The 22,554-nt window shown below is 60.7% G+C and carries 18 protein-coding genes and 4 pseudogenes; 13 read left to right on the forward strand and 9 right to left on the reverse strand.

Features of this window, described 5'->3' with window-relative positions:
• Positions 1-8 precede the first annotated feature (8 nt).
• A complete protein-coding gene (locus tag ACN6NG_RS17055; RefSeq protein WP_210014139.1) occupies positions 9-4,118 on the forward strand; it encodes a CheR family methyltransferase in 4,110 nt (1,369 codons plus the stop codon).
• Between the two features lie 39 nt (positions 4,119-4,157).
• On the opposite strand, the gene ACN6NG_RS17060 is transcribed toward ACN6NG_RS17055, so the two are convergent.
• Together ACN6NG_RS17060 and ACN6NG_RS17065 are read right to left on the reverse strand one after the other, a co-directional pair.
• The gene (locus ACN6NG_RS17060; RefSeq protein WP_016486311.1) at positions 4,158-4,673 is read right to left on the reverse strand and encodes an MgtC/SapB family protein; all 516 of its coding nucleotides are present in this window, start codon (positions 4,671-4,673) and stop codon (positions 4,158-4,160) included.
• 690 nt (positions 4,674-5,363) lie between these two features.
• A complete protein-coding gene (locus ACN6NG_RS17065) occupies positions 5,364-6,116 on the reverse strand; it encodes an SDR family NAD(P)-dependent oxidoreductase (protein ID WP_353456385.1) in 753 nt (250 codons plus the stop codon).
• A 108-nt stretch (positions 6,117-6,224) separates the two neighbouring features.
• Here ACN6NG_RS17065 and ACN6NG_RS17070 point away from each other — a divergent pair, with 108 nt between their 5' ends.
• From ACN6NG_RS17070 to ACN6NG_RS17085, 4 genes and pseudogenes are all read left to right on the forward strand, one after another.
• A complete protein-coding gene (locus tag ACN6NG_RS17070; RefSeq protein WP_353456384.1) occupies positions 6,225-7,139 on the forward strand; it encodes a LysR family transcriptional regulator in 915 nt (304 codons plus the stop codon).
• Between the two features lie 9 nt (positions 7,140-7,148).
• Positions 7,149-7,271, forward strand: a pseudogene (locus ACN6NG_RS17075) (peptidoglycan-binding domain-containing protein); the annotation flags it as partial.
• Positions 7,272-7,440: 169 nt separating this feature from the next.
• Positions 7,441-8,019 carry an NAD(P)H-dependent oxidoreductase gene (locus ACN6NG_RS17080; protein WP_474315077.1) on the forward strand — a complete coding sequence of 193 codons (579 nt, stop codon included), beginning with the start codon at positions 7,441-7,443 and terminating at the stop codon, positions 8,017-8,019.
• A gap of 166 nt (positions 8,020-8,185) precedes the next feature.
• Positions 8,186-8,569, forward strand: a complete 384-nt coding sequence (locus ACN6NG_RS17085) for a MerR family transcriptional regulator (protein WP_353456382.1) — start codon at positions 8,186-8,188, stop codon at positions 8,567-8,569.
• A gap of 69 nt (positions 8,570-8,638) precedes the next feature.
• Here the strand turns inward: ACN6NG_RS17085 and ACN6NG_RS17090 are convergent.
• From ACN6NG_RS17090 to ACN6NG_RS17100, 3 genes and pseudogenes are all read right to left on the reverse strand, one after another.
• Positions 8,639-9,070: pseudogene (locus ACN6NG_RS17090) on the reverse strand (MMPL family transporter); the annotation flags it as partial.
• 132 nt (positions 9,071-9,202) lie between these two features.
• Positions 9,203-10,000 carry an exodeoxyribonuclease III gene (gene xth / locus ACN6NG_RS17095; RefSeq protein WP_353456381.1) on the reverse strand — a complete coding sequence of 266 codons (798 nt, stop codon included), beginning with the start codon at positions 9,998-10,000 and terminating at the stop codon, positions 9,203-9,205.
• Positions 9,997-10,239, reverse strand: coding sequence for a hypothetical protein (locus ACN6NG_RS17100; protein ID WP_474315080.1), 243 nt, complete (start codon positions 10,237-10,239; stop codon positions 9,997-9,999). The genes xth and ACN6NG_RS17100 overlap by 4 nt, the downstream gene beginning before the upstream one ends.
• Before the next feature lie 375 nt (positions 10,240-10,614).
• On the opposite strand from ACN6NG_RS17100, the gene ACN6NG_RS17105 reads away from it, so the two are divergent.
• Together ACN6NG_RS17105 and ACN6NG_RS17110 are read left to right on the forward strand one after the other, a co-directional pair.
• Positions 10,615-11,535, forward strand: a complete 921-nt coding sequence (locus ACN6NG_RS17105; RefSeq protein WP_353456380.1) for a DUF72 domain-containing protein — start codon at positions 10,615-10,617, stop codon at positions 11,533-11,535.
• 30 nt (positions 11,536-11,565) lie between these two features.
• Positions 11,566-11,667, forward strand: a pseudogene (locus ACN6NG_RS17110) (IS5/IS1182 family transposase); the annotation flags it as partial.
• A 539-nt stretch (positions 11,668-12,206) separates the two neighbouring features.
• On the opposite strand, the pseudogene ACN6NG_RS17115 reads toward ACN6NG_RS17110, so the two are convergent.
• Positions 12,207-12,481: pseudogene (locus tag ACN6NG_RS17115) on the reverse strand (hypothetical protein).
• A gap of 146 nt (positions 12,482-12,627) precedes the next feature.
• Here ACN6NG_RS17115 and ACN6NG_RS17120 point away from each other — a divergent pair.
• The 3 genes from ACN6NG_RS17120 (at position 12,628) to ACN6NG_RS17130 (ending at position 16,547) form a co-directional block, all read left to right on the forward strand.
• Positions 12,628-14,415, forward strand: a complete 1,788-nt coding sequence (locus ACN6NG_RS17120) for a thiamine pyrophosphate-requiring protein (RefSeq protein ID WP_474315083.1) — start codon at positions 12,628-12,630, stop codon at positions 14,413-14,415.
• A 145-nt stretch (positions 14,416-14,560) separates the two neighbouring features.
• Positions 14,561-15,376 (forward strand): alpha/beta fold hydrolase, encoded by an 816-nt coding sequence (locus ACN6NG_RS17125; RefSeq protein WP_474315086.1) that lies wholly within the window; start codon positions 14,561-14,563, stop codon positions 15,374-15,376.
• On the forward strand, positions 15,366-16,547 hold the full coding sequence (locus tag ACN6NG_RS17130) for a PAS domain-containing sensor histidine kinase (RefSeq protein WP_353456377.1): 1,182 nt from the start codon (positions 15,366-15,368) through the stop codon (positions 16,545-16,547). Before ACN6NG_RS17125 ends, ACN6NG_RS17130 begins: the two co-directional genes overlap by 11 nt.
• 127 nt (positions 16,548-16,674) lie before the next feature.
• Here the strand turns inward: ACN6NG_RS17130 and ACN6NG_RS17135 are convergent, their stop codons facing one another.
• From ACN6NG_RS17135 to ACN6NG_RS17145, 3 genes are read right to left on the reverse strand one after another with little or no spacing between them, the layout of a single operon-like run.
• The gene (locus ACN6NG_RS17135) at positions 16,675-17,481 is read right to left on the reverse strand and encodes a DUF3618 domain-containing protein (protein ID WP_353456376.1); all 807 of its coding nucleotides are present in this window, start codon (positions 17,479-17,481) and stop codon (positions 16,675-16,677) included.
• Complete coding sequence (locus tag ACN6NG_RS17140; RefSeq protein WP_197897593.1) at positions 17,478-17,906, reverse strand: phage holin family protein; 429 nt, start codon at positions 17,904-17,906, stop codon at positions 17,478-17,480. Before ACN6NG_RS17140 ends, ACN6NG_RS17135 begins: the two co-directional genes overlap by 4 nt.
• Positions 17,906-18,502 (reverse strand): hypothetical protein, encoded by a 597-nt coding sequence (locus ACN6NG_RS17145; RefSeq protein ID WP_353456375.1) that lies wholly within the window; start codon positions 18,500-18,502, stop codon positions 17,906-17,908. The genes ACN6NG_RS17140 and ACN6NG_RS17145 overlap by 1 nt, the downstream gene beginning before the upstream one ends.
• Before the next feature lie 306 nt (positions 18,503-18,808).
• Here ACN6NG_RS17145 and ACN6NG_RS17150 point away from each other — a divergent pair, with 306 nt between their 5' ends.
• Genes ACN6NG_RS17150 through ACN6NG_RS17160 form a run of 3 tightly spaced genes read left to right on the forward strand, consistent with a single transcriptional unit; the run spans position 18,809 to position 22,532 of the window.
• Positions 18,809-19,339 (forward strand): (2Fe-2S)-binding protein, encoded by a 531-nt coding sequence (locus tag ACN6NG_RS17150; RefSeq protein WP_063425971.1) that lies wholly within the window; start codon positions 18,809-18,811, stop codon positions 19,337-19,339.
• Positions 19,336-20,337 carry an FAD binding domain-containing protein gene (locus ACN6NG_RS17155; protein ID WP_474315091.1) on the forward strand — a complete coding sequence of 334 codons (1,002 nt, stop codon included), beginning with the start codon at positions 19,336-19,338 and terminating at the stop codon, positions 20,335-20,337. Before ACN6NG_RS17150 ends, ACN6NG_RS17155 begins: the two co-directional genes overlap by 4 nt.
• Complete coding sequence (locus ACN6NG_RS17160; protein WP_474315094.1) at positions 20,334-22,532, forward strand: xanthine dehydrogenase family protein molybdopterin-binding subunit; 2,199 nt, start codon at positions 20,334-20,336, stop codon at positions 22,530-22,532. The genes ACN6NG_RS17155 and ACN6NG_RS17160 overlap by 4 nt, the downstream gene beginning before the upstream one ends.
• The last annotated feature ends 22 nt before the right edge of the window (positions 22,533-22,554 follow it).

The following is a 22,554-nucleotide window of genomic DNA, read 5'->3' on the forward strand; positions in this document are numbered from 1 at the left end:
TCGTGCCCATGAAATCGTCCAGCAAACCCACGCCCGCCTCGCCGCAAAACCCTGCCCTAAGCCCCAGCCATCTGGACTTCCCAGTGGTGGGTATCGGTGCATCGGCCGGCGGCCTGGAGGCGGTCCAGGCGTTTTTTCAGCGCGTCCCCGAAAACTGCGGCATGGCGTTCGTTGTAGTGTTGCACTTGTCGCCGGACCACCAGAGCCAGGCAGACCGCTTGATCCAGCGCGTCACGCGAATGCCGGTGTGCCAGGTAAGCGAGCCGGTACCGATCGAGCGTGATCACGTCTATGTCATTTCGCCAGCCAACCGCCTGTCCACCAATGACGGCTACCTGCGGGTCAGCCCGGCCAGGCGCAGCCGCGGCGACCACGTCGCCATCGACCTGTTCTTTCGCGACCTTGCTGATGTGCACAAGGACCATGCGTTCTGCGTAATCCTTTCGGGCAGCGGCAGCGATGGCGCAGTGGGCCTATCGCGGATCAAGGAACAAGGTGGCGTGACGCTTGTGCAGTCGCCCGATGACGCCCAGTACTCTGACATGCCCAAGGCCGCCATCGCCACCGGCATGGTCGACCTGATCCTTCCGGTGACCGAGATTCCGGGCAAGCTGGTAGAACTGTGTCGCTCGGCTCAGAAGGTCAAACTGCCGGAAATCGAGGATGACAGCCTCCCGCCGCCGCTAGGCGAACGCTCAGGCGACCCAGCCCAATGCGACCCGCTCCTCGACGACATCCTCGCCCGGCTGCATGCCAGCACCGGCCACGACTTCCAGCACTACAAGCGCGCGACGGTGCTGCGCCGGCTTGAACGTCGCCTGCACGTCACCGCGCAGACCGACCTTGCCGGTTACCGCGACTACCTCGAGCGGCATCCTGAGGAGTCTCGCGCCCTGTTGGCGGACATGCTGATCGGGGTCACCAACTTCTTTCGCGACCGGGACGCCTTCGAAGCGTTGCAACAACAGGCGATGCCGGGGCTGGCCAACGATGACAGCGAGGATCCGCAGCGCGAAATACGCATCTGGTCGGCGGGGTGTTCATCCGGCGAGGAAGCCTATAGCCTGGCGATGATGGCAACCGAGCAATTGGCGATGGAGCAGCGCAGTGCCAAGGTGCAGGTGTTCGCCACCGACCTCGACGAGCGCGCGATCAATGTCGGCCGGCTGGGCGTTTACCCCGATGCCATCGCCACCGATGTTCCCACGGCCAGGCTGCGCCAGTTCTTCATCAAGGAAAATCAGAATTACCGCGTACGCAAGGACATTCGCGAAAAAGTGCTGTTCGCCCGGCACAACCTGTTGTCCGATCCACCGTTCTCTCAGTTGGACCTGGTGGTATGCCGTAACTTGCTCATCTACCTGGACCGGGAAGTGCAACGGGAAATCCTGCGGCTGTTCCACTTCGCCCTGCGTAAAGGAGGTTACCTGTTCCTGGGCAGTTCGGAATCAGCGGACGTGGCGGCCGACCTGTTTATTGCCGTGGACAAGCGCCATCGCATCTTCCGCGCCAGGGAAGTGGAACCGGCGCGCCGCCCGGGGCGGCTTCAGACGCCCGACACGCCAGCAGTACGCGCCAAACCCAAGCCCCTGCGCAAGCTGTCCTATGCTGAAATCCATCACCGGGCGTTGTCCAGGCGCACACCGCCCAGCCTGATCGTCGATGCTGACGGCAACATCTTGCACATGAGCGATGGTGTCGGCCGCTTCCTGCGCCACGCCGGTGGCGAAGTCAGCCCCAGCCTGCTCAACCTGGTACTCACGCCGCTGCGCCCTGCCCTGCGCAGTACCCTGTTGCAGGCTCAAAACACCGGCCAGCCGGTCAGCTCGGGCGCAGTGATCATCACCGTCGACGATCAGCGCGTCGAAGTCCAGGTACAGGTACAGCCCCACCAGGACGAACCCAGTGGCAGCGAATGCCTGCTGGTGATTTTCCAGGTTCGCGAAGCTGATCCCCACAACCCGCCTGCCATTCAGCAAACCGAAGGCATGGTGTTGAGCACCCTGGAGCGCGAACTGCAGCGTACCCGTCAGCAGTTGCAGGAAACCATCGAGCAGTCCGACATCTCCAGCCAGGAGCTGATGGCCTCGAACGAAGAAATGCAGGCGGTCAACGAAGAGTTGCGCCTGGCCAGCGAAGAGCTGGAAACCAGCAAGGAAGAGCTGCAATCCATCAACGAGGAATTGCTGACGGTCAACTACGAGCTCAAGACCAAGGTCGATGAAACCGACAAGATCAACGACTACCTGAGCAACCTGATCGCCTCCACCCAGATCGCCACCGTGTTTGTCGACCGCAACCTGCACATTCGCTGGTTCACCCCTGGGGCCACCGCCATTTTCAGCATACTGCCGGTCGACACCGGCCGCTCGCTGCTCGACATCACCCATCGCCTGGAATATCCAGGCCTGGCGGACGATGCGCGTGCGGTGATCGAGCGCGAAACCACGATCGAGCGTGAAGTGATCGGCCAGGACCAGCATTGGTACCTGGCGCGCCTGCTACCGTACCGGGCCAGCGAGCAGAATGTCGATGGCACCGTGCTGACGTTCATTGATATCACCAAAAGCCGCGCAGCCGAAGAACGCTTGCGCCAAGGTGAGGAGCGCATGCGCCTGGTCGCGGAGAGCACCCATGACTTCGCCATCATCCTGCTTGATGAACAGGGCCTGATAATCGATTGGAACACGGGCGCTGCGTTGATCTTCGGCTACGCCAAGGATGAAGTGATTGGCCAGCACTATGCGCTGATCTTCACCGATCAGGACCGCGAAGATGGCGAACCAGAACGTGAACTGCGTGCCGCGCGCCTGCATGGCCGCGGCCAGGACGAACGCTGGCATGTGCGCAAGGACGGCAGCCGCTTCTATTGCAGTGGCGAAGTGTCACGCCTCAAGGGCAGCAGCCTGCGCGGTTACGTGAAGATCGCCCGTGACCTGACCGGCCACAAGCGCCTGCAGGACGAACAAAGCAAGCGCCTGGCCGAGTCACAAAGCTCCAGCCACATGAAGGACGAGTTCTTCGCAGTGATGTCCCACGAGCTCAAGCACCCGTTGAACCTGATTCAGCTCAATGCCGATATCTTGCGACGTATACCATCGGTCACAAGTACCGGCATGGCGAGCAAAGCGGTCAACGTCATTCGCGAAGCGGTCACCAGCCAGGCGCGGATCATCGATGACTTGCTCGATGTAGCGCGCATCCGCACGGGCAAACTCAAACTGAAGACCCAGCCGGTCGATTTGTGCGCCGTGCTGCAGGGTATCTGCTCCGTAGCTTGCAATGAGCAGCGCGGCCGAAGTGTTCGGCTGACGCTGCCGGCCGATGGGGAACCGGTCTATGTGGAGGCCGACAGCACCCGTGTCGAGCAGATCATCTGGAACCTGCTGAACAACGCACTGAAGTTCAGCCCTGCCGATGGCGAAATTCTGTTGAGACTTGCTCGGCAGGATGAGCAGGCGCGACTTGAAGTCATCGATCAGGGCATAGGCCTCGCCAAAAACTCCCTGGAAGATATTTTTGAGCTGTTCAACCAGGCTGCACCCACCGGCCATGGGCGAGAGGGGCTAGGTATTGGCCTTTCCCTGGTTCGTCAATTGGTAGAAGCCCATGGCGGAGCGGTCAGCGTAGAGTCTCCCGGAATAGGCCAGGGTTGTACGTTCATCATCACCCTGCCCTTGTGCGCGTACGCCCAGCAACCCCAGGTGCAAGGCGAAGTGCTGCCATCAGAAGGTCGGCTGAAAGGGGTTCGTATCCTGCTGGTGGATGACTCGGTCGATGTGCTGGAAGTGATGGAACAATTGCTGTTGATGGAAGATGCCGACGTCGATGCCTACAGCGACCCGAAACTGGCGCTGCAGTCGGCGGCAGATGCGCGTTACGACGTGATCATTTCCGACATCGGCATGCCTGGCATGGACGGCCATGCTCTGATCCGGGCGCTGCGCGGCCTGGAGCATCTGCGCTACATCCCGGCCATCGCGTTGACAGGCTATGGGGCCAGCGCCGACCAATACAAGTCTCGCCAGTCCGGGTTCGACCGTCACCTGAACAAGCCTGTGGGCTATGACGACCTGATCGAAGCGATCGAGCGCCTGAATGGATCAGCGTCGGTCTGAATAAGGGAAGGCAGGCTTTGCGGGGGCGACCCACGCCCCTCAGTGCTTCCTGCCCTCCTCCTTCTGTTTTTCTTCGTCTTGCCTTTCGACCTTTTCCACCAGCAAGGGCATCGTGCCCAGCACCAACAGCGCCAGCACCGTGCTGACCAGCGCCGTGGCTTCGCGTCCCATCCCGGCTGCCGTACCGATGGCCGCCGTCATCCATAGCCCCGCGGCTGTGGTCAGGCCTTTCACATGACTGGTGTCCTGGCCATTGCCTTTGAGAATGGTGCCCGCGCCCAGAAAGCCGATACCGGCAACGATGCCCTGAATCACCCGGCTGAGCGCCTGCGCATCGGCACCTGCCATGCTCGGTGCCAGCACGAACAGCGCCGCCCCCAGCGACACCAGCATGTGCGTGCGCACCCCGGCGGACTTGCCCTTGTGCTCGCGCTCGAAGCCCAGCACTGCGCCGAGTACGGCAGCCATTACCAGGCGTACGAGGATTCGTACGATCTCGCGCTCATCGCCAATGTCGGCGAATTCGGCCTGGATTGTTTGCCAGATCAGGTCCATTGACAGGTACCGGCCTGATGAGGCTTTCTGCTGGTGCGGCGCTCTTCACAGGCGCTCGTTGGTTCGATCTTGATCGGCATGGCAGCGGCTTCCGAGGACGGTTAAAGCGTATGACTGCGAGCACTTCAAGGTTGCTGCATCGGACTGCCTGGCAGGTCGAGTGCAAGCCGTCTGGCTGACTTTGACAGCTGTCAGAAATCGCCATTCTCGATCGCGCATCCTGCTGGGGGTATCGCGGGTATTTTTGGGGGTACATTTCTGCTTTTTGAAGCCAGAAACGCCGTTCCAGAGGCCTTTCCAAATGTTCTTCGGCGACCCTGACAGTCTTTAGGCGCTTCGCGCATGCTTGTTAGCTGATCATTTCTGCCTTTTAATAGCCTCGAAGAGCATTTACTTCCAGCTAATTGCTAAATTTTGGCATATTTTAGGGTGTGCTTTGGATGGCTTGGAAAGGATGCCCCCAAACGAAGATGCTCAGCGCTTTCGGGATCCGGATAGCATGTGACCGCATCTCTGCACTCACCGTGAAAGCCCATGCACGATGGGCATCAGCCCTAACCTAAGATCCATAACCATGGCCTTTGCCCAAGATCAGATATCTACAGGGCCAAGACCGTTGGTTTTGATTAGGCTTGGATGTACTTCTAAGTGGGGATGCGGACGACCAATGGAGCCGCCCGCTTTTGGCCATCAAACCTGAGCTTGGCCGCCGTCAACGAACAATTCGATACCATTGACGAAGCTCGCGTCATCCGATGCCAGGAACAGCGCGGCACTGGCGATTTCATCCGCCTCACCGACACGACCCATTGGAATCAGCGAAGCCAGGTAGTCGAGCAAACCTTGTTGCTGTGAAGCATCTGGCCCCGCGAGGTCGACCAGGCCTGGGGTACGTGTTGCACCTGGGCTGATGGTGTTGACCCGTACCTGACGGTCTTTCAAATCCAGAATCCAGTTGCGAGCGAAAGCACGTACGGCTGCTTTGGAAGCGGCGTAAACACTGAACGCGGCAGTGCCGGAGCTGCCCGCAGTAGAGCCGGTGAGGATCACCGAGGCTTTGGGGGCCAGCAAGGGCAGGGCTTTTTGTACGGTGAACAGCACGCCTTTGACGTTGCGGTCGAAGGTGTCATCGAAGTGCTGCTCAGTGATTTCGCCCAGGGGCAGCATCGAACCACCGCCGGCGTTAGCGAAGAGCACATCAATGCGGCCATGCGCGGAGCCAATCTGACTGTAGAGCGCGTCCAGTTGGTCGAGCTTGGTGGAGTCGACTTGCACGCCGGTGGCGTTCCCGACAGCGGCCACTGCCGCATCGAGTTCGATCTGGCGGCGACCGGTGATGTAGACGTGGGCGCCTTCTTCAGCGAAGCGTTTGGCAGTGGCGAGGCCGATGCCAGTTGTGCCGCCGGTGACCAATGCGATTTTGCCTTCGAGCTTGCCAGTCATGGTGTTTCTCCCGTTACGTTAAGTAAGTTGCTGCGGTGTGGGAGAGCTTATCGACGGCACCTGTTTTTCAAAATAGAATTGTCTGAAATCCATCGTTGCAGAAATGAAATGAGTAAACTTCCGGATTTTGAAGGGTTGGCCATGTTTGCCAAGGTGGCTGAAGAGGGGTCCTTCGCTGCGGCATCTCGGGTTATGGGGGTTTCTGTGCCCACGGTGTCTCGAGCGGTTGCGCGCCTTGAGGAGCGCCTGGGTGGACGCTTGTTCAACCGCACCTCACGCCAGTTGGCACTTACAGAGTTTGGCGCGAGCATGGCCGCCAGGGCCGGCGACATTTACCGGCAGGCAGAAGAGGTTGAAAGTGAGGCTCAGGAGCTGTCGGTGCAGCCTCGAGGCCAGGTAAGACTCGCGGTACCGATGTCGTTCGGTTTGCGCTGGGTATCACCACTGATTCCTCAGCTGATGCGCATGTACCCAGAACTGTCGATAGACCTGCACCTGTCAGATGCGTCCGTAGACCTGATCGCCGAGGGCTTTGATGCGGCCCTGCGCATTGCCGTGCTGCCTGACTCGTCTCTAGTCGCGCGTCGGCTCTGCGCCGTAACCCAATACCTTGTAGCCTCACCCGCCTACCTCAGCGCGCACGGATACCCAAGCCATCCACGTGAACTAACCGCACGGCCCTGCTTGAGCTATGCTTATCGCGCCCGCAGCCAAGTGTGGCGATTCACCCACGTGGACGGTACCGAAGAAGATGTGGTGCCTACCGGCCAACTTCGTGTCACTAACTCAGATGCCTTATTGCCAGCTTTGCTCGAGGGGCTGGCCATTGCCGAGCTTCCGGAGTTTATCGCCAGCGAATACCTGGCCGACGGCCGACTGATCGCATTGTTGCCGGAGTGGAGCATGATGCGTGGTGGTCTCTATTTCGTGACGCCCTCGGCGCGCACGCGCCCTGTGAAGATCAAGGCACTCTCAGACTTCTTCTTCGAGCAGCTGTCCGAGCCATCATGGCGCTGGTCTTGATAACCGGCCAATGAGCAGAAAAGCAACCTGGTCACCTGTGTGCAAACCGCGCTAATGGTGCGCCACTATTAACAAGGCCCTATTGATGGAGTGATGGGCAAGGCGACACGTGGTGCCTTGATGGCCTTTCAAAGGGCACAGATGGAACATGTGCGCCAGAAAAGCGCCCGCCAACACCGCAGCCTGCGATCGTGCCAGCCGAGCGCTGCTGGACTGTTTGTCTCTACCGCTAACCGGCAAGGCTTGACTCTACCGTAAGGGGCAGACTTTACCCTTGGCACTTCATTACCTGGAGTTTGTCATGAAGCGCAAACGCATGCTCGTAATCCTCGGCCACCCTTCGAACGACAGCTTTTGCGGCGCTGTGTCCGAACGTTATGTCGAGGCCGCCACGCAAGCAGGCCATGAGGTGCGCCTGCTACGCCTGGACACCCTGGATTTCGATCCGGTCTTGCACGATGGCTATAACCAGATCCAGTTGCTTGAGCCCGATTTGATCAACGCACAGAACGACATTACCTGGGCCGAACACCTGACATTGGTGTACCCGATCTGGTGGGGCGGCATTCCGGCGTTGCTCAAGGGGTTCTTCGACCGCGTGTTTCTGCCCGGCTTTGCCTTCAAGTACCGCAAGGGCTCGCCCTTCCCGGATAAGCTGCTCAAGGGCCGCACGGCTCACCTTTTGGTGACCATGGACACGCCGCCGTGGTACTACCGGTGGGTGTATCGCATGCCGGGCCTGCACCAAATGCGCAAGACCACCCTGGAGTTCTGCGGCATAAAACCCCTGAAAACCCTGACCTTCGGTCCGGTACTGGGCTCCAAGCCGGAACAGCGTGAAGCCTGGCTCAAGCAAGTCCAGGCAGTCGCCAGATGTTGATCGGCCCCGGTCGGGCCGTGCCCCTGCGCTGCCCAGCCGGGCCTCCCTGCTGTGACACCTTGTCCAACTTGGCTTCCCACACCCTGACGCTTGTGCAAAGATGTCGCGCGCCTGTACGAGCACGCGACATCTTTTCGCTTCTGATGCGTCATAAAAAGGGATTTTCATGTACATCGGCAAAGCTGCCCAGCTGTCGGGCACCACCGTCAAAAGCATTCGACATTACGAAGAAATCGGCCTGTTGCCCCCCCCGCAACGCGAAGGCAAGTACCGCATCTACAGCCAGCAAAGCGTAGAGCTGCTGACGCTCATCAAATGCGCTCAGCAACTCGGTTTCAAACTCAAGGAAATGCAGGCCATTCTCCAGGACCATCGCGGCCAGGAGTTGCCCTGGGATCTGGCCATGCAGGCCATCGATAACAAAAAGCAGGAATTGATGGGGCAAATCCAGGCTTTGCAGCAAGTGCATGACGGCTTGGTTGAGTGTGAGCTGAGCCTCAAAGATGCTCAGATGCAATGCCAGTTCGAACACCTGGAAAAAGCCCGCTGAATCCGCTCCTCCGCCCCTGAACGGCCATGGCGCCCCGTGCCGTTTTCAGCACGCAGGCGCCCCGGCGATTTAGCCTGGCACAGCCCCACCCCGCGGCTGCTCGCCCTCTTGCACTGCTGGCTGCGGCACAATCGAGGCAAAGAACCACGGCGAAATCAGCGTGACCAATAAAATGGTCATGAAGCCGCTGGATGACAGCGCGAGTATCACCAATAGACCCAGGTCAATGACGGGTTTGTAGGCGGAGAACAGCAGCGCGACAAAGCCCATCGAGAAGATCACGACGTTGACCACCATCGAGCGCCCGACGCCCTGCATGGCCGCCAGGATGGCCTCGTCGATCTCGATGCCCTTCTGCACCAGCATCTTGATCCGTGACAGCAGGTGAACGGCGTAATCCACGACGCCCACCACCAGGAACGTCACCAGTGTGGTACCGACGTTCAACTCGATATCCAACAGGTACATGCTGCCGTACACCGTCACCGACGTAGGCGTCAACGGTGAATAATCAGCGTAGCCGAGGCTGATCACTGAAGATGAATGCGATGAGGGGAAATGAGTGTAACTTTGCCGATGGGTGCCCAGACGCCTATCCTGCCCACACGCTCCAGGGAACAGCCGCACTGCCAGCTAACGTTGCTGGCGGCGCGAGCCCAACTGGATCCAGACCGGCGCATGATCGCTGGCCTTGGCTTCGTTGCGCACCCAGGCATCCACGCCCGCCTGCTTCAGATAAGGGCTGAGACTGAGGTTGAGCAGCAGGTGATCAATACGGAGCCCGGCATTACGCGCCCAATGATTGCGAAAATAATCCCAGAACGTGTAGATGCGCTGCTCGGGATACAGGTGGCGAACAGCATCGACCCAGCCCTGCGCCAGTAACTGTTGGAAATACGCCCGCGATTCAGGTTGCAGCAGCGCGTCCTTGAGCCATGAGCGCGGGTTGTAGATGTCCAGATCGGTCGGCACAACATTGAAATCGCCGGCCAACACCGCAGGATGGCCGCTGCCATACAGTGTTTGGGCATGCTTGATCAGGCAGTCGAACCAACGGAGTTTGTAATCGAATTTCGGGCCGGGTTGCGGGTTGCCATTGGGCAAGTACAAACAGCCCACCAGCACGCCGTGCGCCGCAGCTTCCAGATAGCGGCTTTGCTGATCGTCCTGCATGCCAGGCAGCCCGCGACGTACCTCCAGCGGCTCGCTATCACGCGCCAGGATAGCCACGCCGTTCCATGAGGGTTGCCCTTGGTAAAGGCAACCATAACCTGCCGCTTCGATGGCCTGGCGAGGAAACTGCTGGTCGGCCGCCTTTAGTTCCTGCAAGCAGGCAATGTCCGGCTGCTCCCGTTCCAGCCAGGCCAACAGCGTGGGCAGGCGGCTGCGGATGCCATTGATATTGAAGGTGGCGATCTTCAGCGCTTTCATGAGTGGGGGTCACTCACATGAGCCTGCACGGCATCTTCCAGTGCCCGGATATGTGCCTCATCGGCCAGTGCCTTCAGCGCCAACCAGTCATCCCAGTCAATCGCACCATCGTCCCGCAGCGCCTCGGCGGTGCGTACCAGTTCATGGTGGTAGGCATCCGGCGATTCGCGCCGGTAGCTGATGTCGTCGTACTGCGCGTACCAGGCTTCAAGTTCAGGAATGCTGCGTTCGATAATCATGACGGCCGCCTCGTTCTATCCCTGCTAGTCAGAGCCCAAGAGCCGCGCAACGTTCAACCGCAACAGTCAGTCGGTCAGCCCCCCCTACCGCTGAAGTAGTGCATGGGAACTTCTCACCCCATCCGAGGCGTCCCATTTCCAAGTCTGGAGAGTCCGGGTCGAACTTCATGTTCTGATAATCGCAAGGATGGGGGCCCTTCTGTGCCCCTTTATGAACAGGCTGTTCATGATATACCTGAGTGAAACCCTGGCCTTCGGTGGACGATTGCAGCAACGGTAACGTTCCTTTTTTCCATGTCAGCCACTCGTCAATCCTGCTGAACCCTCTTGTCCTGCTGCCTGTCGCTACTGTTAAGTACAGGACCGCAGGGGGCTATGGTGAGCGAGATCCGCATTGGAATTTCCGGTTGGCGCTACGGCCCATGGCGCAAGGACTTCTACCCCGAGGGACTGCGCCAGAACGACGAGCTGGCATTTGCATCGCGAGCAGTCAACAGTATCGAAATCAACGGTTCGTTCTACGCACTGCAAACCCCCGAACGCTATGGCAAGTGGCGTGACGAGACACCGCAGGGGTTCGTGTTCTCGGTCAAGGCGCCGCGCTACATCACCCACGTACGCAGGCTCCGCGAAATCGACGAGGCGCTTGCCAACTTCTTCGCATCGGGCCCCTTGCTGCTAGGTGACAAACTCGGCCCCTTCTTGTGGCAGTTTCCCCCAAACCTGAAATTCGACGCGCAGCGCTTCAGCGACTTTCTGGCCAAGCTGCCACGCGACCGCAAAGCCGCTCGCAGCCTTGCGCGCCACGCCGCTGAACGCCTGCAAGGCAATGGCGGCACTGCCGTGCCGGGTAATGCGCGCCTGCGCCACGCCGTGGAAATCCGCCACCCCAGCTTCCTCTGTGACACCTTCATCAACCTGCTACGCAAGCACAAGGTTGCCCTGGTGGTCGCCGACAGCGCCGGCAAATGGCCCTATGTCGAAGAGGTCACGGCCGATTTCGTGTACTTGCGCCTGCATGGTGATGTCGAGCTGTACAGTAGCGGCTACACGGCCAAGGCATTGCGGCGCTGGCGCCTGCGCATACAAGCCTGGGCTGCAGGCAGCCAGCCTGAGGATGCTCAGCGTGTGATGCGCCGCGCCCCGGCAAAACTCACCTCCCGCGACGTGTACTGCTACTTCGACAACGACCAGAAAGTCCATGCCCCTTACGATGCCCGCCGCCTGCTGGACAAGCTAGGGCTTGACGGCGAGCTGGTGACCGAACCAGGCGTCGAGCCGCAGGAGCCGCTATGAACCCGACACTGCCCGCCCGTCGCCGCTATTCCCTTCACCAGTGATCGCTTGATGCTCAATGGTGTGCTCTTGGGGCTCTGCTCAGGAGCAGCCTGGCGAGATATGCCCGAGCGCTTCTGGTCAAAGGGTTATTCCTTGTCTGGTTGTGTATCCAAAATTACACAATGAGACGCCATAGACGCTGCAAGCAATGCGCCTTCCGTCGCTCAGCAGGCACCCTCCCGCGAGCGGCAGGCCGAACAATAGGTGAACAACCCTGAAAGGAGTTTCACCATGACACCCACAAAACCCTCTGCGTTTGTGCTTACCCTGTGCCTGGGCTTCGCTGCGCCACTTGCCCTGGCTGCCACAGACCTGAACGATCAGCGCGCCCCGGGCGTGCAACCGCACGACAATGGTCAAATGAACGGCCAAGGCGGTGCCACGGGCTCAGGAACACCAGGCGATGGCATGGGTACGGGTAATGGCGGTACTGATGACAATGGGACGGACAACACCGGCGGTGACGGTACCAACAGTGGGTCGGGCACCGGGGGTAATGGCTCTGGTGGCAGCGGAACAGGCTCGGGCAGTGGTAACGGAGGCTCATCGGGTAGTGGATCCGGCGCAGGTTCCGGCAGTTAGGTGAAATGGCCGATGGCAATGGACCACTCGGCCTGATTGCAGCGCACTCATCGCCAATGCGTCATCAACGCACCCCGCATGCCGCCGACCGGGTCTTGCTGAGGTAGCGGTACTTTGGCGATGCGCGCAACGGCACGCTGGTGCGCTGCCCTGTCGGGACGCAGGATGTATGAGCGTTAGGGTGAAAGTGGTGATAATCGAAGATTCCGTCGCGCCACAGCGTGGTCCATTGGTGTACGGGAAAACAGCTGTTCGGCGTGGAGCCGTCGTCTTCGAAATACAAGGCCTGCAAGCTGGCATCTTCTGTATTCATGAGCGTCATGATGCGCACCCTCGCGGTCATCGATTCACCTTCGAACCCGTCGGCTGTTGCCAGGTTCCAGCCGGCAGACGGGTGCGCATACCGTTGAAACTTTACCGACCCGTGCCAAGTCCAGACACCTATCGATAACAGAACGGGAGCAGGCAATGACCGGCACGGTAGGCGACTTTCTGGTGGAACGTTTGTATCAATGGGGAGTACGGCGCATCTTCGGTTACCCCGGCGACGGCATCAATGGGGTGTTCGGCGCGCTGAGCCGGGCCAAGGGCAAGATTGAATTCATCCAGGCCCGCCATGAGGAAATGGCCGCCTTCATGGCCAGCGCACATGCCAAGTTCACCGGCGAACTCGGTGTTTGCATGGCCACCTCCGGCCCAGGCGCCTCGCACCTGCTCACCGGCCTGTACGACGCACGCATGGACCACCAGCCGGTGCTGGCCATCGTCGGTCAACAGGCCCGTGCGGCACTGGGCGGGCACTACCAGCAGGAGCTGGACCTGCTGTCGATGTTCAAGGACGTGGCCGGCGCGTTCGTCCAGCAGGCATCGACACCGGAGCAGGTGCGCCACCTGCTCGACCGTGCGGTGCGCACGGCCGTCGGCGAGCGCCGCGTTACCGCCATCATCCTGCCCAATGATCTGCAGGACCTGCCCTACAACGAACCGCCGAGGGCTCACGGTACGGTGCATTCCGGCATCGGCTACAGCAAGCCCAGGGTGTTGCCGTTCGACCAAGACCTGCAGCGCGCCGCCGATGTACTCAACGCCGGGCACAAGGTGGCGATACTGGTAGGTGCCGGCGCACTGCAGGCAACAGAGCAGGTGATTGCAATTGCCGAAAAACTCGGCGCCGGGGTGGCCAAAGCGCTGCTGGGCAAGGCTGTGTTGCCGGATGACCTCCCGTGGGTCACCGGGTCGATCGGCCTGCTTGGCACCGAACCCAGTTATCAGCTGATGACCGAGTGCGACACCTTGCTGATGATTGGCTCCGGCTTTCCCTATTCCGAGTTTCTGCCCAAGGAGGGCCAGGCGCGCGGCGTGCAGATAGACCTGCAACCCGACATGCTCAGCCTGCGCTACCCGATGGAGGTCAACCTGGTAGGCGACGCCAGCGAAACACTGCGCGCACTGTTGCCGTTGCTCGAGCACAAGACCAACCGGCGCTGGCGCGACAAGGTGGAGACCTGGCGTGCGCAGTGGGACAAGACCGTGGCCAAGCGCGCGCTGGTCAAGGCTGACCCGATCAACCCGCAACGCGTGGTCCATGAGCTGTCCCCTCGCCTGCCCGACCACGCCATCATCACCAGCGATTCCGGCTCCTGTGCCAACTGGTTTGCCCGCGACCTGCAGATTCGCCAGGGTATGCAGTGTTCGCTATCCGGCGGCCTGGCTTGCATGGGCGCAGCCGTGCCCTATGCCATCGCAGCCAAATTCGCCCACCCGCAACGGGCTGTGGTTGCTTTGGTGGGCGATGGGGCGATGCAGATGAACAACCTCGCCGAACTGATCACCGTGGCCAAGTACTGGCAGCAGTGGGACAACCCACAATGGATCTGTGCCGTGTTCAACAACGAGGACCTCAACCAGGTCACCTGGGAGCAACGGGTGATGGAGGGCGACCCCAAGTTCGAAGCTTCGCAGTCGATCCCTGACGTGCCCTACCATTTGTTCGCCATTTCCATTGGCCTGCAAGGTATCTACGTAGATCGCGAAGAGGACGTTGCCGCTGCGTGGGAGCGCGCGCTGGCTGCTGATCGGCCAGTCCTCATCGAGTTCAAGACCGACCCGAACGTGCCGCCCCTGCCACCCCACATCAAGCTGGAGCAGGCGAAGAAGTTTGCCACTACCTTGCTCAAGGGCGACCCCGACCAGGCGGGCATCATCGTGCAGACAGCCAAGCAGGTGCTCAGCTCGGTGCTGCCTGGCAAGAAGTGACAGCCACCTCTGCTGTTCGCCTGCAACGGGCTCCTGCCCTGCCAGGCGTGCCGGCAGAGGCACTCGACATCTTGCCCTTTCGATAGTCCGAGCGGCACTATTCTCCCCTGCGCCAAAACGTCTTGGCTGATCGGAGAAGTGATACATGGACATTCAGCGCCGGAACAACGTTCAAGTCCATGGCGAAGGCACTTCGACACTGGTGTTCTCTCATGGCTTCGGCTGCGATCAGACCATGTGGCACTATCTGTTCCAGCACTTCACCAGCCGTTTCCGCGTAGTGCTATATGACCTGGTCGGCGCAGGCAGATCGGATCTGGATGCATATGAGAGCGCAAAATACGGTTCGCTGGCTGGGTACGCACGAGACCTGAACGATGTCATAGATCACTTTGGGCGCGGCCCGGTGATTGTTGTCGGCCACTCGGTGAGTGCAATGATCGGCGCACTGGCCGACCGTCTTTATCCGGACCGCATCGCCGCGCACGTCATGGTTGGGCCCTCTCCTTGCTATATCGATTGCGAGGGTTACGTGGGAGGTTTCACGCTCGACGACATCCACTCGCTGCTCCACACCCTGGACAGCAACTACCTGGGATGGTCCAGTGCAATGGCACCTGCCATCATGTGTTCACCAGGGCAGCCAGCACTAGGCGATGAACTTACCAACAGCTTCTGCCGCACAGAACCGGAGATCGCCAAGCAATTTGCACGCGTGACCTTTTTATCCGATAACCGCGAGGACATCGCCGGCCTGGATACTCCAACGCTCATTCTGCAATCTTCCGATGACCTGATCGCTCCTCTGGAAGTGGGCCGGTACATGCATGCGACCTTGCCCAACAGTGTTTTCCATCTCGTAGACAACGTGGGCCATTGCCCGCACATGAGTGCTCCAGCGGCGTGTGCCGAAGCAATGGACGATTTCCTCAAGCCCTGGGTAGGCGAAAATGTCGACTGATCAGCCTCTATTGCCCGAATTCGAAGATCTTTTCGACAGTGCCCCCTGTGGCTTGGTTGTCACCGACGAAGACGGCACCATCCTGCGCAGCAACCGGATTTTCAGCATCTGGATCGGCATCAGCCAGGAGGAGCTTGCCCAGCGTCGGTTTCAGGATCTGCTGACTATGGGTGGAAGGATCTTTCATCAGACCCACTGGGCTCCCCTGATGCGCATGCAGGGTTCGGTCGCGGAGGTGAAACTTGAGCTTAAAAACGCCAGTGGGCACACCGTCACCACGCTGCTCAATGGCGTGAGGCGCGAGCATGTCAATGGCGTTTATTACGAACTGGCGCTATTCGGGACAACTGATCGGGACAAGTATGAGCGCGAGATTCTGGAAGCGCGCCGGCGTGCCGAACAGCTGTTATGGGAAAAAACAACCACAGAGGCCGCTTTGCAGCAGGCAAAAGTGGAGCTTGATCTGGCCTACGAAAAATCCCTGCAGCGGGCTTTTTTTGCGGAGCAAATGGTCGCTATCGCAAGCCATGACCTCAAGAACCCCCTCACCGCCATCAAGATGGCGGCAGATTTGCTGGCCCGACGCGAACGTACACCCAGAGATACAGAATTACTGGGCCACATCAGTCAATCCTCCGAGCGCGCTCAACGCATGATCGCGGATCTTCTGGATTTTGCATTGGCCAGGGTAGGCCGTGGAATCGGCATCACGCGAAGGCAGGTGGATCTGCACCTGGTCATTGAGCGAAGCGTGAAGGAGCTACGCGTTGCCTTCCCGCAGGCAAAAGTGATCCACAAGCAGGAAGGCGCAGGTATGGCAGAGGTCGACGCTGACAGGATGCATCAGATCATCGGGAACCTGGTGGCCAACAGCGTGGCTTACGGGGATCCGGGCCAACCCATAACGGTCACTTCTACCCTGCACGGTGAGCGGGCCATGCTCTCGGTGCATAACGAGGGTACAGCCATACCCGAATCTTCGTTAGGTAACCTCTTTGAGCCAATGACCAGAGTGAGCGAGCTGGACACTGACCTGAGAAGCGTAGGTCTTGGCCTTTTCATCGTTCGTGAAATAGCCCGGGCCCATGGCGGCGATGTGGCAGTGAGTTCCACGAATGAAACAGGTACATCATTCTGTGTGAGTTTCACCCGTACCGGTACCGCGAGGTGACAGCGCTGGCGGCGCTCGAGCTCAATTGCGCCCAGCGGCAACCCGGTCCTGCCCCTGCTTGGCGGTGAGGGCCATCCTCGTGAGGGACGGCCCCACCCATGGAGCTGCCTGTGAACACCCATCAGGCTCAAGGCGCGAAGCCAAGCCCGTCGGAAAGGTCGGTGCCTTCCGGTTTGCTTCCTGACCGCGCCGATGCGCTGCCACCCGCCTGATCCATCGATTCCTCGACCGACGTCTTCAACTCGCTACCCTTGGTCTTGAGCGCATCGGTCAACCGGTCACTACTGGCGCCCATCAGCTCATCTTCCTTGCGGGTACTGGGCAACGCGGCCCCCAATGCCGCGCCCAGCGCTATCCCCAAGGCGGCCAATACCAGCGGTTGCTCGTGGAGCATCTGATCGAACTGCCCTTTCAGCGCCGTGGTCTGGTCTGCGACCTTGTGCGCCGAGTGACGCAGGTTATCTGCAGAAGCACCCATCGAGTCCCGCGCACTGCTGCCAAGTTCACCTGCCCGGTCACGCACGTCATGGGCTTTCATGCGCACCGCCTGGCTGGCATCGTGCACCGCCTCCCCTGCATGGGCAAAGGCATCCTTCACCGTGTCCACTGCGTCTGCGATCTTCTCACCCAACCCAGGCCCCTGATGCGCGGGCCCGGGGTTGAAGGGGCGGTTCTGGTTCAAGCCCAGCCAGGCCAGGCCCAGTACCGTGAGGGTAGCGGGTACGGGGTTGTTCTTGAGGGTGGTGCCAAGGTTCTGGAAGAATTCACCGCCATTGCCCTTTGCATAGGCCAATAGCCGATCGACCATCTGGCCAGGGCTCAGGCGCTGTTCGAGGGCATCCACCAGATCGCTGATGTGCTCGCGCCTGGCGTTGATTTCCTGCTCGAGCAGATCCGGGTCTTTGTGCGCGTCATGTTCGAAAGAAGTGGTCATGGCAGTTTCCTCTTCAACGTGTCCTTGTCCTGTTGCATGGCATGCAAGGTGCGATCAGGTGCCAGATGCGCGGGCTCGAACTGCTTCTTGCCCGACTGCAGCATGATGAAACCGATCACCACGGTAATTGCGCCGACGATCAACGCGGCCAACCAGGGCTCGACCACCATTGCCAGGGCATAGACTGCCGCCAGCAAGAGGATGATGAAACCCGCCAGAATCACCACAGCACCCGCTGCAACGGCCGCCGTCCCGGCTTTCAGGGTAGCCAGGTTGTGCTGTAGCTCGGCTTTTGCCAACGCCAGTTCCTTGGTGAACAGCTCCGGTACTTCCCGCATCAGCTGACGCAGCAGGCCACCGACACCGACCGCATCTTCGTCCGCCGAGCGTAATCCCGGGGTGGTTTGCAAGGGGTCCTTGTTCATCATTCACCTCCTTTGAGTGGATCACGCTCGAACGGGCTACCACTGACCGGCGTACCGGCGCCTGGCCCGATCGGGTCGATGGGGGTGTAAGGTTTACGGGTGGATACGTCGCTACCGCGATCGGGCGTCACAGGCTGCGCAGGCCGGGGGCGGCGCCAATCGTCCGATGACGCAGCGGTAACCTGACCATGAGTGGCGCTGGCCCGCATGAATCGCGACACGGCAAAGCCAAGTGCGACGCTACCGGCCAAAAACAGCGCCGGGTTGCTCCGTGCCAGCTGGGCACCGCGTTGCAGCAGGCTCTCGGCGTTTTCATGGCGCAGTTGCGCGGCCAAGTCGCCCACGCACCCTGCTGCCTGGCTCAGGTACTGCGATAACCCGAGTGTGTCGTTCTCTTGCAGTGCTTGCGCGGCTGAGCGTGCGCCCTGCTCCAGCGAATCAAGCTGATCGGCTGCGGTATCGCGGTAGTGCTCGAATTGCTCGCTGCCTTTCTGCCTGGCTTCACCTAGCAGCGCACCGGCCTCATCGGTGATGGCCTGCGCGTGATCCTGAGTGCTGCCGGGTGAAGACGTCGAGCCTTGATCGGTCTTGTCCATCGTTACGCCCTCGTAACTGAGTAATGAGCGAATGCCGTCATTACTGGGCATTCATTCGGAGGACGCAGGCGGGACCGCGGTAGTTCAGCGCGCGTGATCTATGACGCTTACCCGGCGGTCAAAATGAAACGGCACGATAAACCCCAGGCACTGAACCCGGGGCCGAGGCTTGGACCGCAATGGTAATCAGCGCCAGGGGTGGCGCTGTCCTGCAGCCTGGCAAGTCGGCGGAACGTTTTTCCGGCCCGGCCGGTCGCACGACAGAGACACAGCCAACTGTGCGAACCCTGACCGTGAGGACCTTCCATGAGCGCCACCGCCCCCGTGGGTGCCGAAGAACACCGCATTGGCCTGACCATCAATGGTCAGCCCCGATCACTGCTGGTCCTTCCCTGGACGACATTGCTCGACCTGCTGCGTGAGCAGTTGGACCTGATCGGCACCAAGAAAGGCTGCGACCACGGCCAGTGTGGGGCTTGCACGGTATTGCGTGATGGCAAGCGCATCAATGCATGCCTCACCCTCGCCGTCATGTGCGAAGGCGCCCACCTGGTGACTATCGAAGGGCTGGCCAGCGGCGGCGAACTGCACCCCCTGCAACGCGCCTTCATCCGCCATGATGCATTCCAGTGCGGCTACTGCACCCCCGGCCAGATCTGCTCCGCAGTGGGGCTGGCGAATGAAGGCCATGCCGACACCCCACAGGCCATTCGTGAACAGATGAGCGGCAACCTGTGCCGCTGCGGTGCCTACAGCAACATCGTCGCCGCAGTGGAGGAAGCCCTGCCGTCAATGAACGACCGGCCCCAGGCCACGCAGGGAGGGACGAACCCATGACGCCCTTCAGCTACCACAAGCCTGCATCGGTCAGCGAGGCAATCAGCCTGGCAGACCCCGGCTCGCGCTTCATTGCCGGTGGTACCAACCTCGTCGACCTGATGAAGGAAAACGTGGTTCGGCCGGAACGGCTGATCGACATCTCAGGCCTTGGGCTGAACGGTATCCACGCCACCGCCAACGCTGGCGTGCTGATCGGCGCATTGGTCAGCAACGCCGACCTGGCCTGGCATCCGATGATCCAGCAGCTCTATCCACTGCTGTCAGAAGCCATCCTGGCAGGGGCATCCCCGCAGTTGAGAAACATGGCCAGTACCGGTGGCAACCTGCTGCAACGTACCCGGTGCTACTACTTCTATGACACCGGTACCCCCTGCAACAAACGTGAACCCGGCAGCGGATGCCCCGCGCGTGATGGCCTGAACCGTATCCATGCCATCCTTGGCGCCAGCGCTGCCTGCGTCGCGACCCACCCCTCGGACATGTGCGTGGCACTGGCAGCGCTCGAAGCCGTGGTGCATGTACAAGGGCCGTCCGGTGAACGCCAGATACCCTTCGCAGATTTCCATCGCCTGCCCGAGGACACCCCCGAGCGCGACAATCAACTGGCAGTCGATGAACTGGTGACAGGTATCGAGCTGCCGCTCCCGCTATTTGAGCACCACTACCGATACCTGAAAATTCGGGACCGGGCATCCTATGCGTTCGCGCTGGTATCGGTTGCCGCTGCCCTGCGCTTCGATGGCGAGGTGATACAGCAGGCTCGTCTGGCCCTGGGCGGTGTTGCCCACAAGCCCTGGCGAGTCCCGGATGTGGAACGCATGCTGATCGGCCAGGTGCCTTGCGAAGCGCTTTTCACCCAAGCCGCGCAAATGCTGCTGCAAGGTGCACAGCCCCTGAGCCACAACGGTTTCAAGGTCACGCTCGCGCAGCGGGCAAGCGTGCGGGCATTGAGCGAGGCGGCGCTGGGCGCTGCAGGCAGGGGGGCACGACCATGAACAGAACCACACCGTTGGTCGGCACGCCCCTGGACCGCGTGGACGGCGTGGCCAAGGTCACCGGGCAGGCACGCTATGCGGCTGAGTACCCCGAGGCCGGGCTGCTTCATGGCAGTGTCGTGTCCAGTACCATCGCCCGGGGCCGGGTCGTCAAGATCGACAGTGCCCTGGCAAGCCGCGTGCCCGGGGTGATCGCCGTGCTCGACCATCGCCACCGGCCGCACATTTCCGGTTACGACGACGACTACAGTGACGCCGACTCGGCCGAGGGGTCGCCGTTTCGGCCGCTGTTCAACGACCGCGTGCTTTACAGCGGGCAACCGTTGGCCCTGGTGGTGGCTGACACCTTGCAACTGGCGCAGTATGCAGGGTCGCTGATCAATATCGAGTATGAAGAAGAGGCCCACCAGACAGACCTGGGTGCCAGCCCGCAATCGCATGAAGCACCAGCCGAGACACCGGCACCGCGTGGCGACTTTGTCGCGCAATTCGCCGGTGCACCGCTGCAGGTAGATGCCACTTACCTGACCGCTAATGAGCATCACAACCCGATGGAGCCACATGCGTCGACCGTGCTCTACAAAATGGACGGCACCCTGGACATCCACGACAAGACCCAGGGTACGCAAAACTGCCAGGACTATCTGCACAAGGTGTTCGGCCTGCCAAAGACCGACATCAGGGTGCGTGCGGCATTTGTCGGTGGCGCCTTCGGCTCGGGCTTGCGCCCGCAGTACCAGCTGCCCTTGGCAGTGATGGCGGCATTGCACCTGCAACGCTCGGTGCGCGTCACGCTGACGCGCCAGCAGATGTTCACCTTCGGCTACCGGCCCCGCACCGAACAGCGGCTGCGCCTGGGCGCAGACCCGCACGGCCGGCTGCTGGCGATTGCCCACGATGCACTTGGCCAGACATCCCGCTTCGAGGACTTCACCGAGCATCTGGTGGAATGGAGCGGCATGCTCTACCAGTGTGACAACGTTGCGCTCAGCTATCGCTTGGCCCCACTGGATGTGTATACCCCGCTGGACATGCGCGCACCCGGCGCTGCCTCCGGGATGATAGCGCTGGAATGCGCCATGGATGAGCTCGCCTGCGCAGCGCAGATCGACCCGCTCGAATTGCGCCGGCGCAACTTCGCCGCCAACAATGCCAACGAGGGCAAGCCCTATTCCAGCAAGGAGTTGCTGGCGTGTTACCAGCAAGGCGCCGACCGTTTCGGCTGGGTAAACCGCAACCCGCAGCCTCGCAGCATGCGCAATGGCCATCAGTTGGTGGGTTGGGGCATGGCTGGCGGCGTCTGGGAAGCGATGCAGATGAAAGCCAGCGCCAAGGCCCGCATCGATGCACAGGGCCAGCTCACTGTCAGCAGCGCCACCACCGACATTGGCACCGGCACCTACACCGTCATGACTCAGATCGCCGCAGACGCTGCCGGGGTCAGGGTGCAGGATATCACCTTCGTGCTGGGCGACTCCTCGCTGCCCACTGCGCCACTTCAGGGCGGATCTTTCACCGTATCGTCAGTGGGTTCGGCCGTGCGTCAAGCCTGCCTTGTGCTACGCAGCAAAGTGCTGGAACACGCGCGCAACACATACCCAGAGCTCGCCAATACCCCCACGGAGCAGATCGTCTTTGCTGATGGCTACCTGTACGCCGGCAGCCTTCGCCTGGCCATGGGGGACATCGTCGCCAGCGCCGCGGGTGCTGGTTTTGAAGTGCAGATCGATGCCGAGCCAGGCGCCAGGCGCCAACTGTTCTCCACCGCCACTCATTCGGCGGTGTTCGTGGAAGTCCACGTTGACGAGGACCTTGGCACCATCACGGTGACCCGGGTGGTCAGCGCAGTGGCGGCAGGACGGGTGGTCAACCCAAAGACTGCAACCAGCCAGATCCTGGGAGGCGTGGTGTGGGGTGTGGGCATGGCCCTTCACGAAGAGGCGTTGACCGACCATCGACTGGGCCGCATCGTCAACCACGACCTGGCGCAATACCATATCCCGGTCAACGCAGACATTGGGGATATCGAGGTGATCTTCGTTGAGGAGAACGATGACATCGTCAATGAACTAGGCTCTAAGGGCGTGGGTGAAATCGGCGTTGTCGGGGTGGCTGCGGCGGTGGCCAACGCTGTCTACCATGCTACGGGCAAGCGTGTAAGGGCGTTACCGATCACGCTCGATAAAGTGCTGTGATCCGGCGGGGGCTCGCAGCCAG

This window comes from Pseudomonas sp. TSO6, assembly GCF_056098905.1.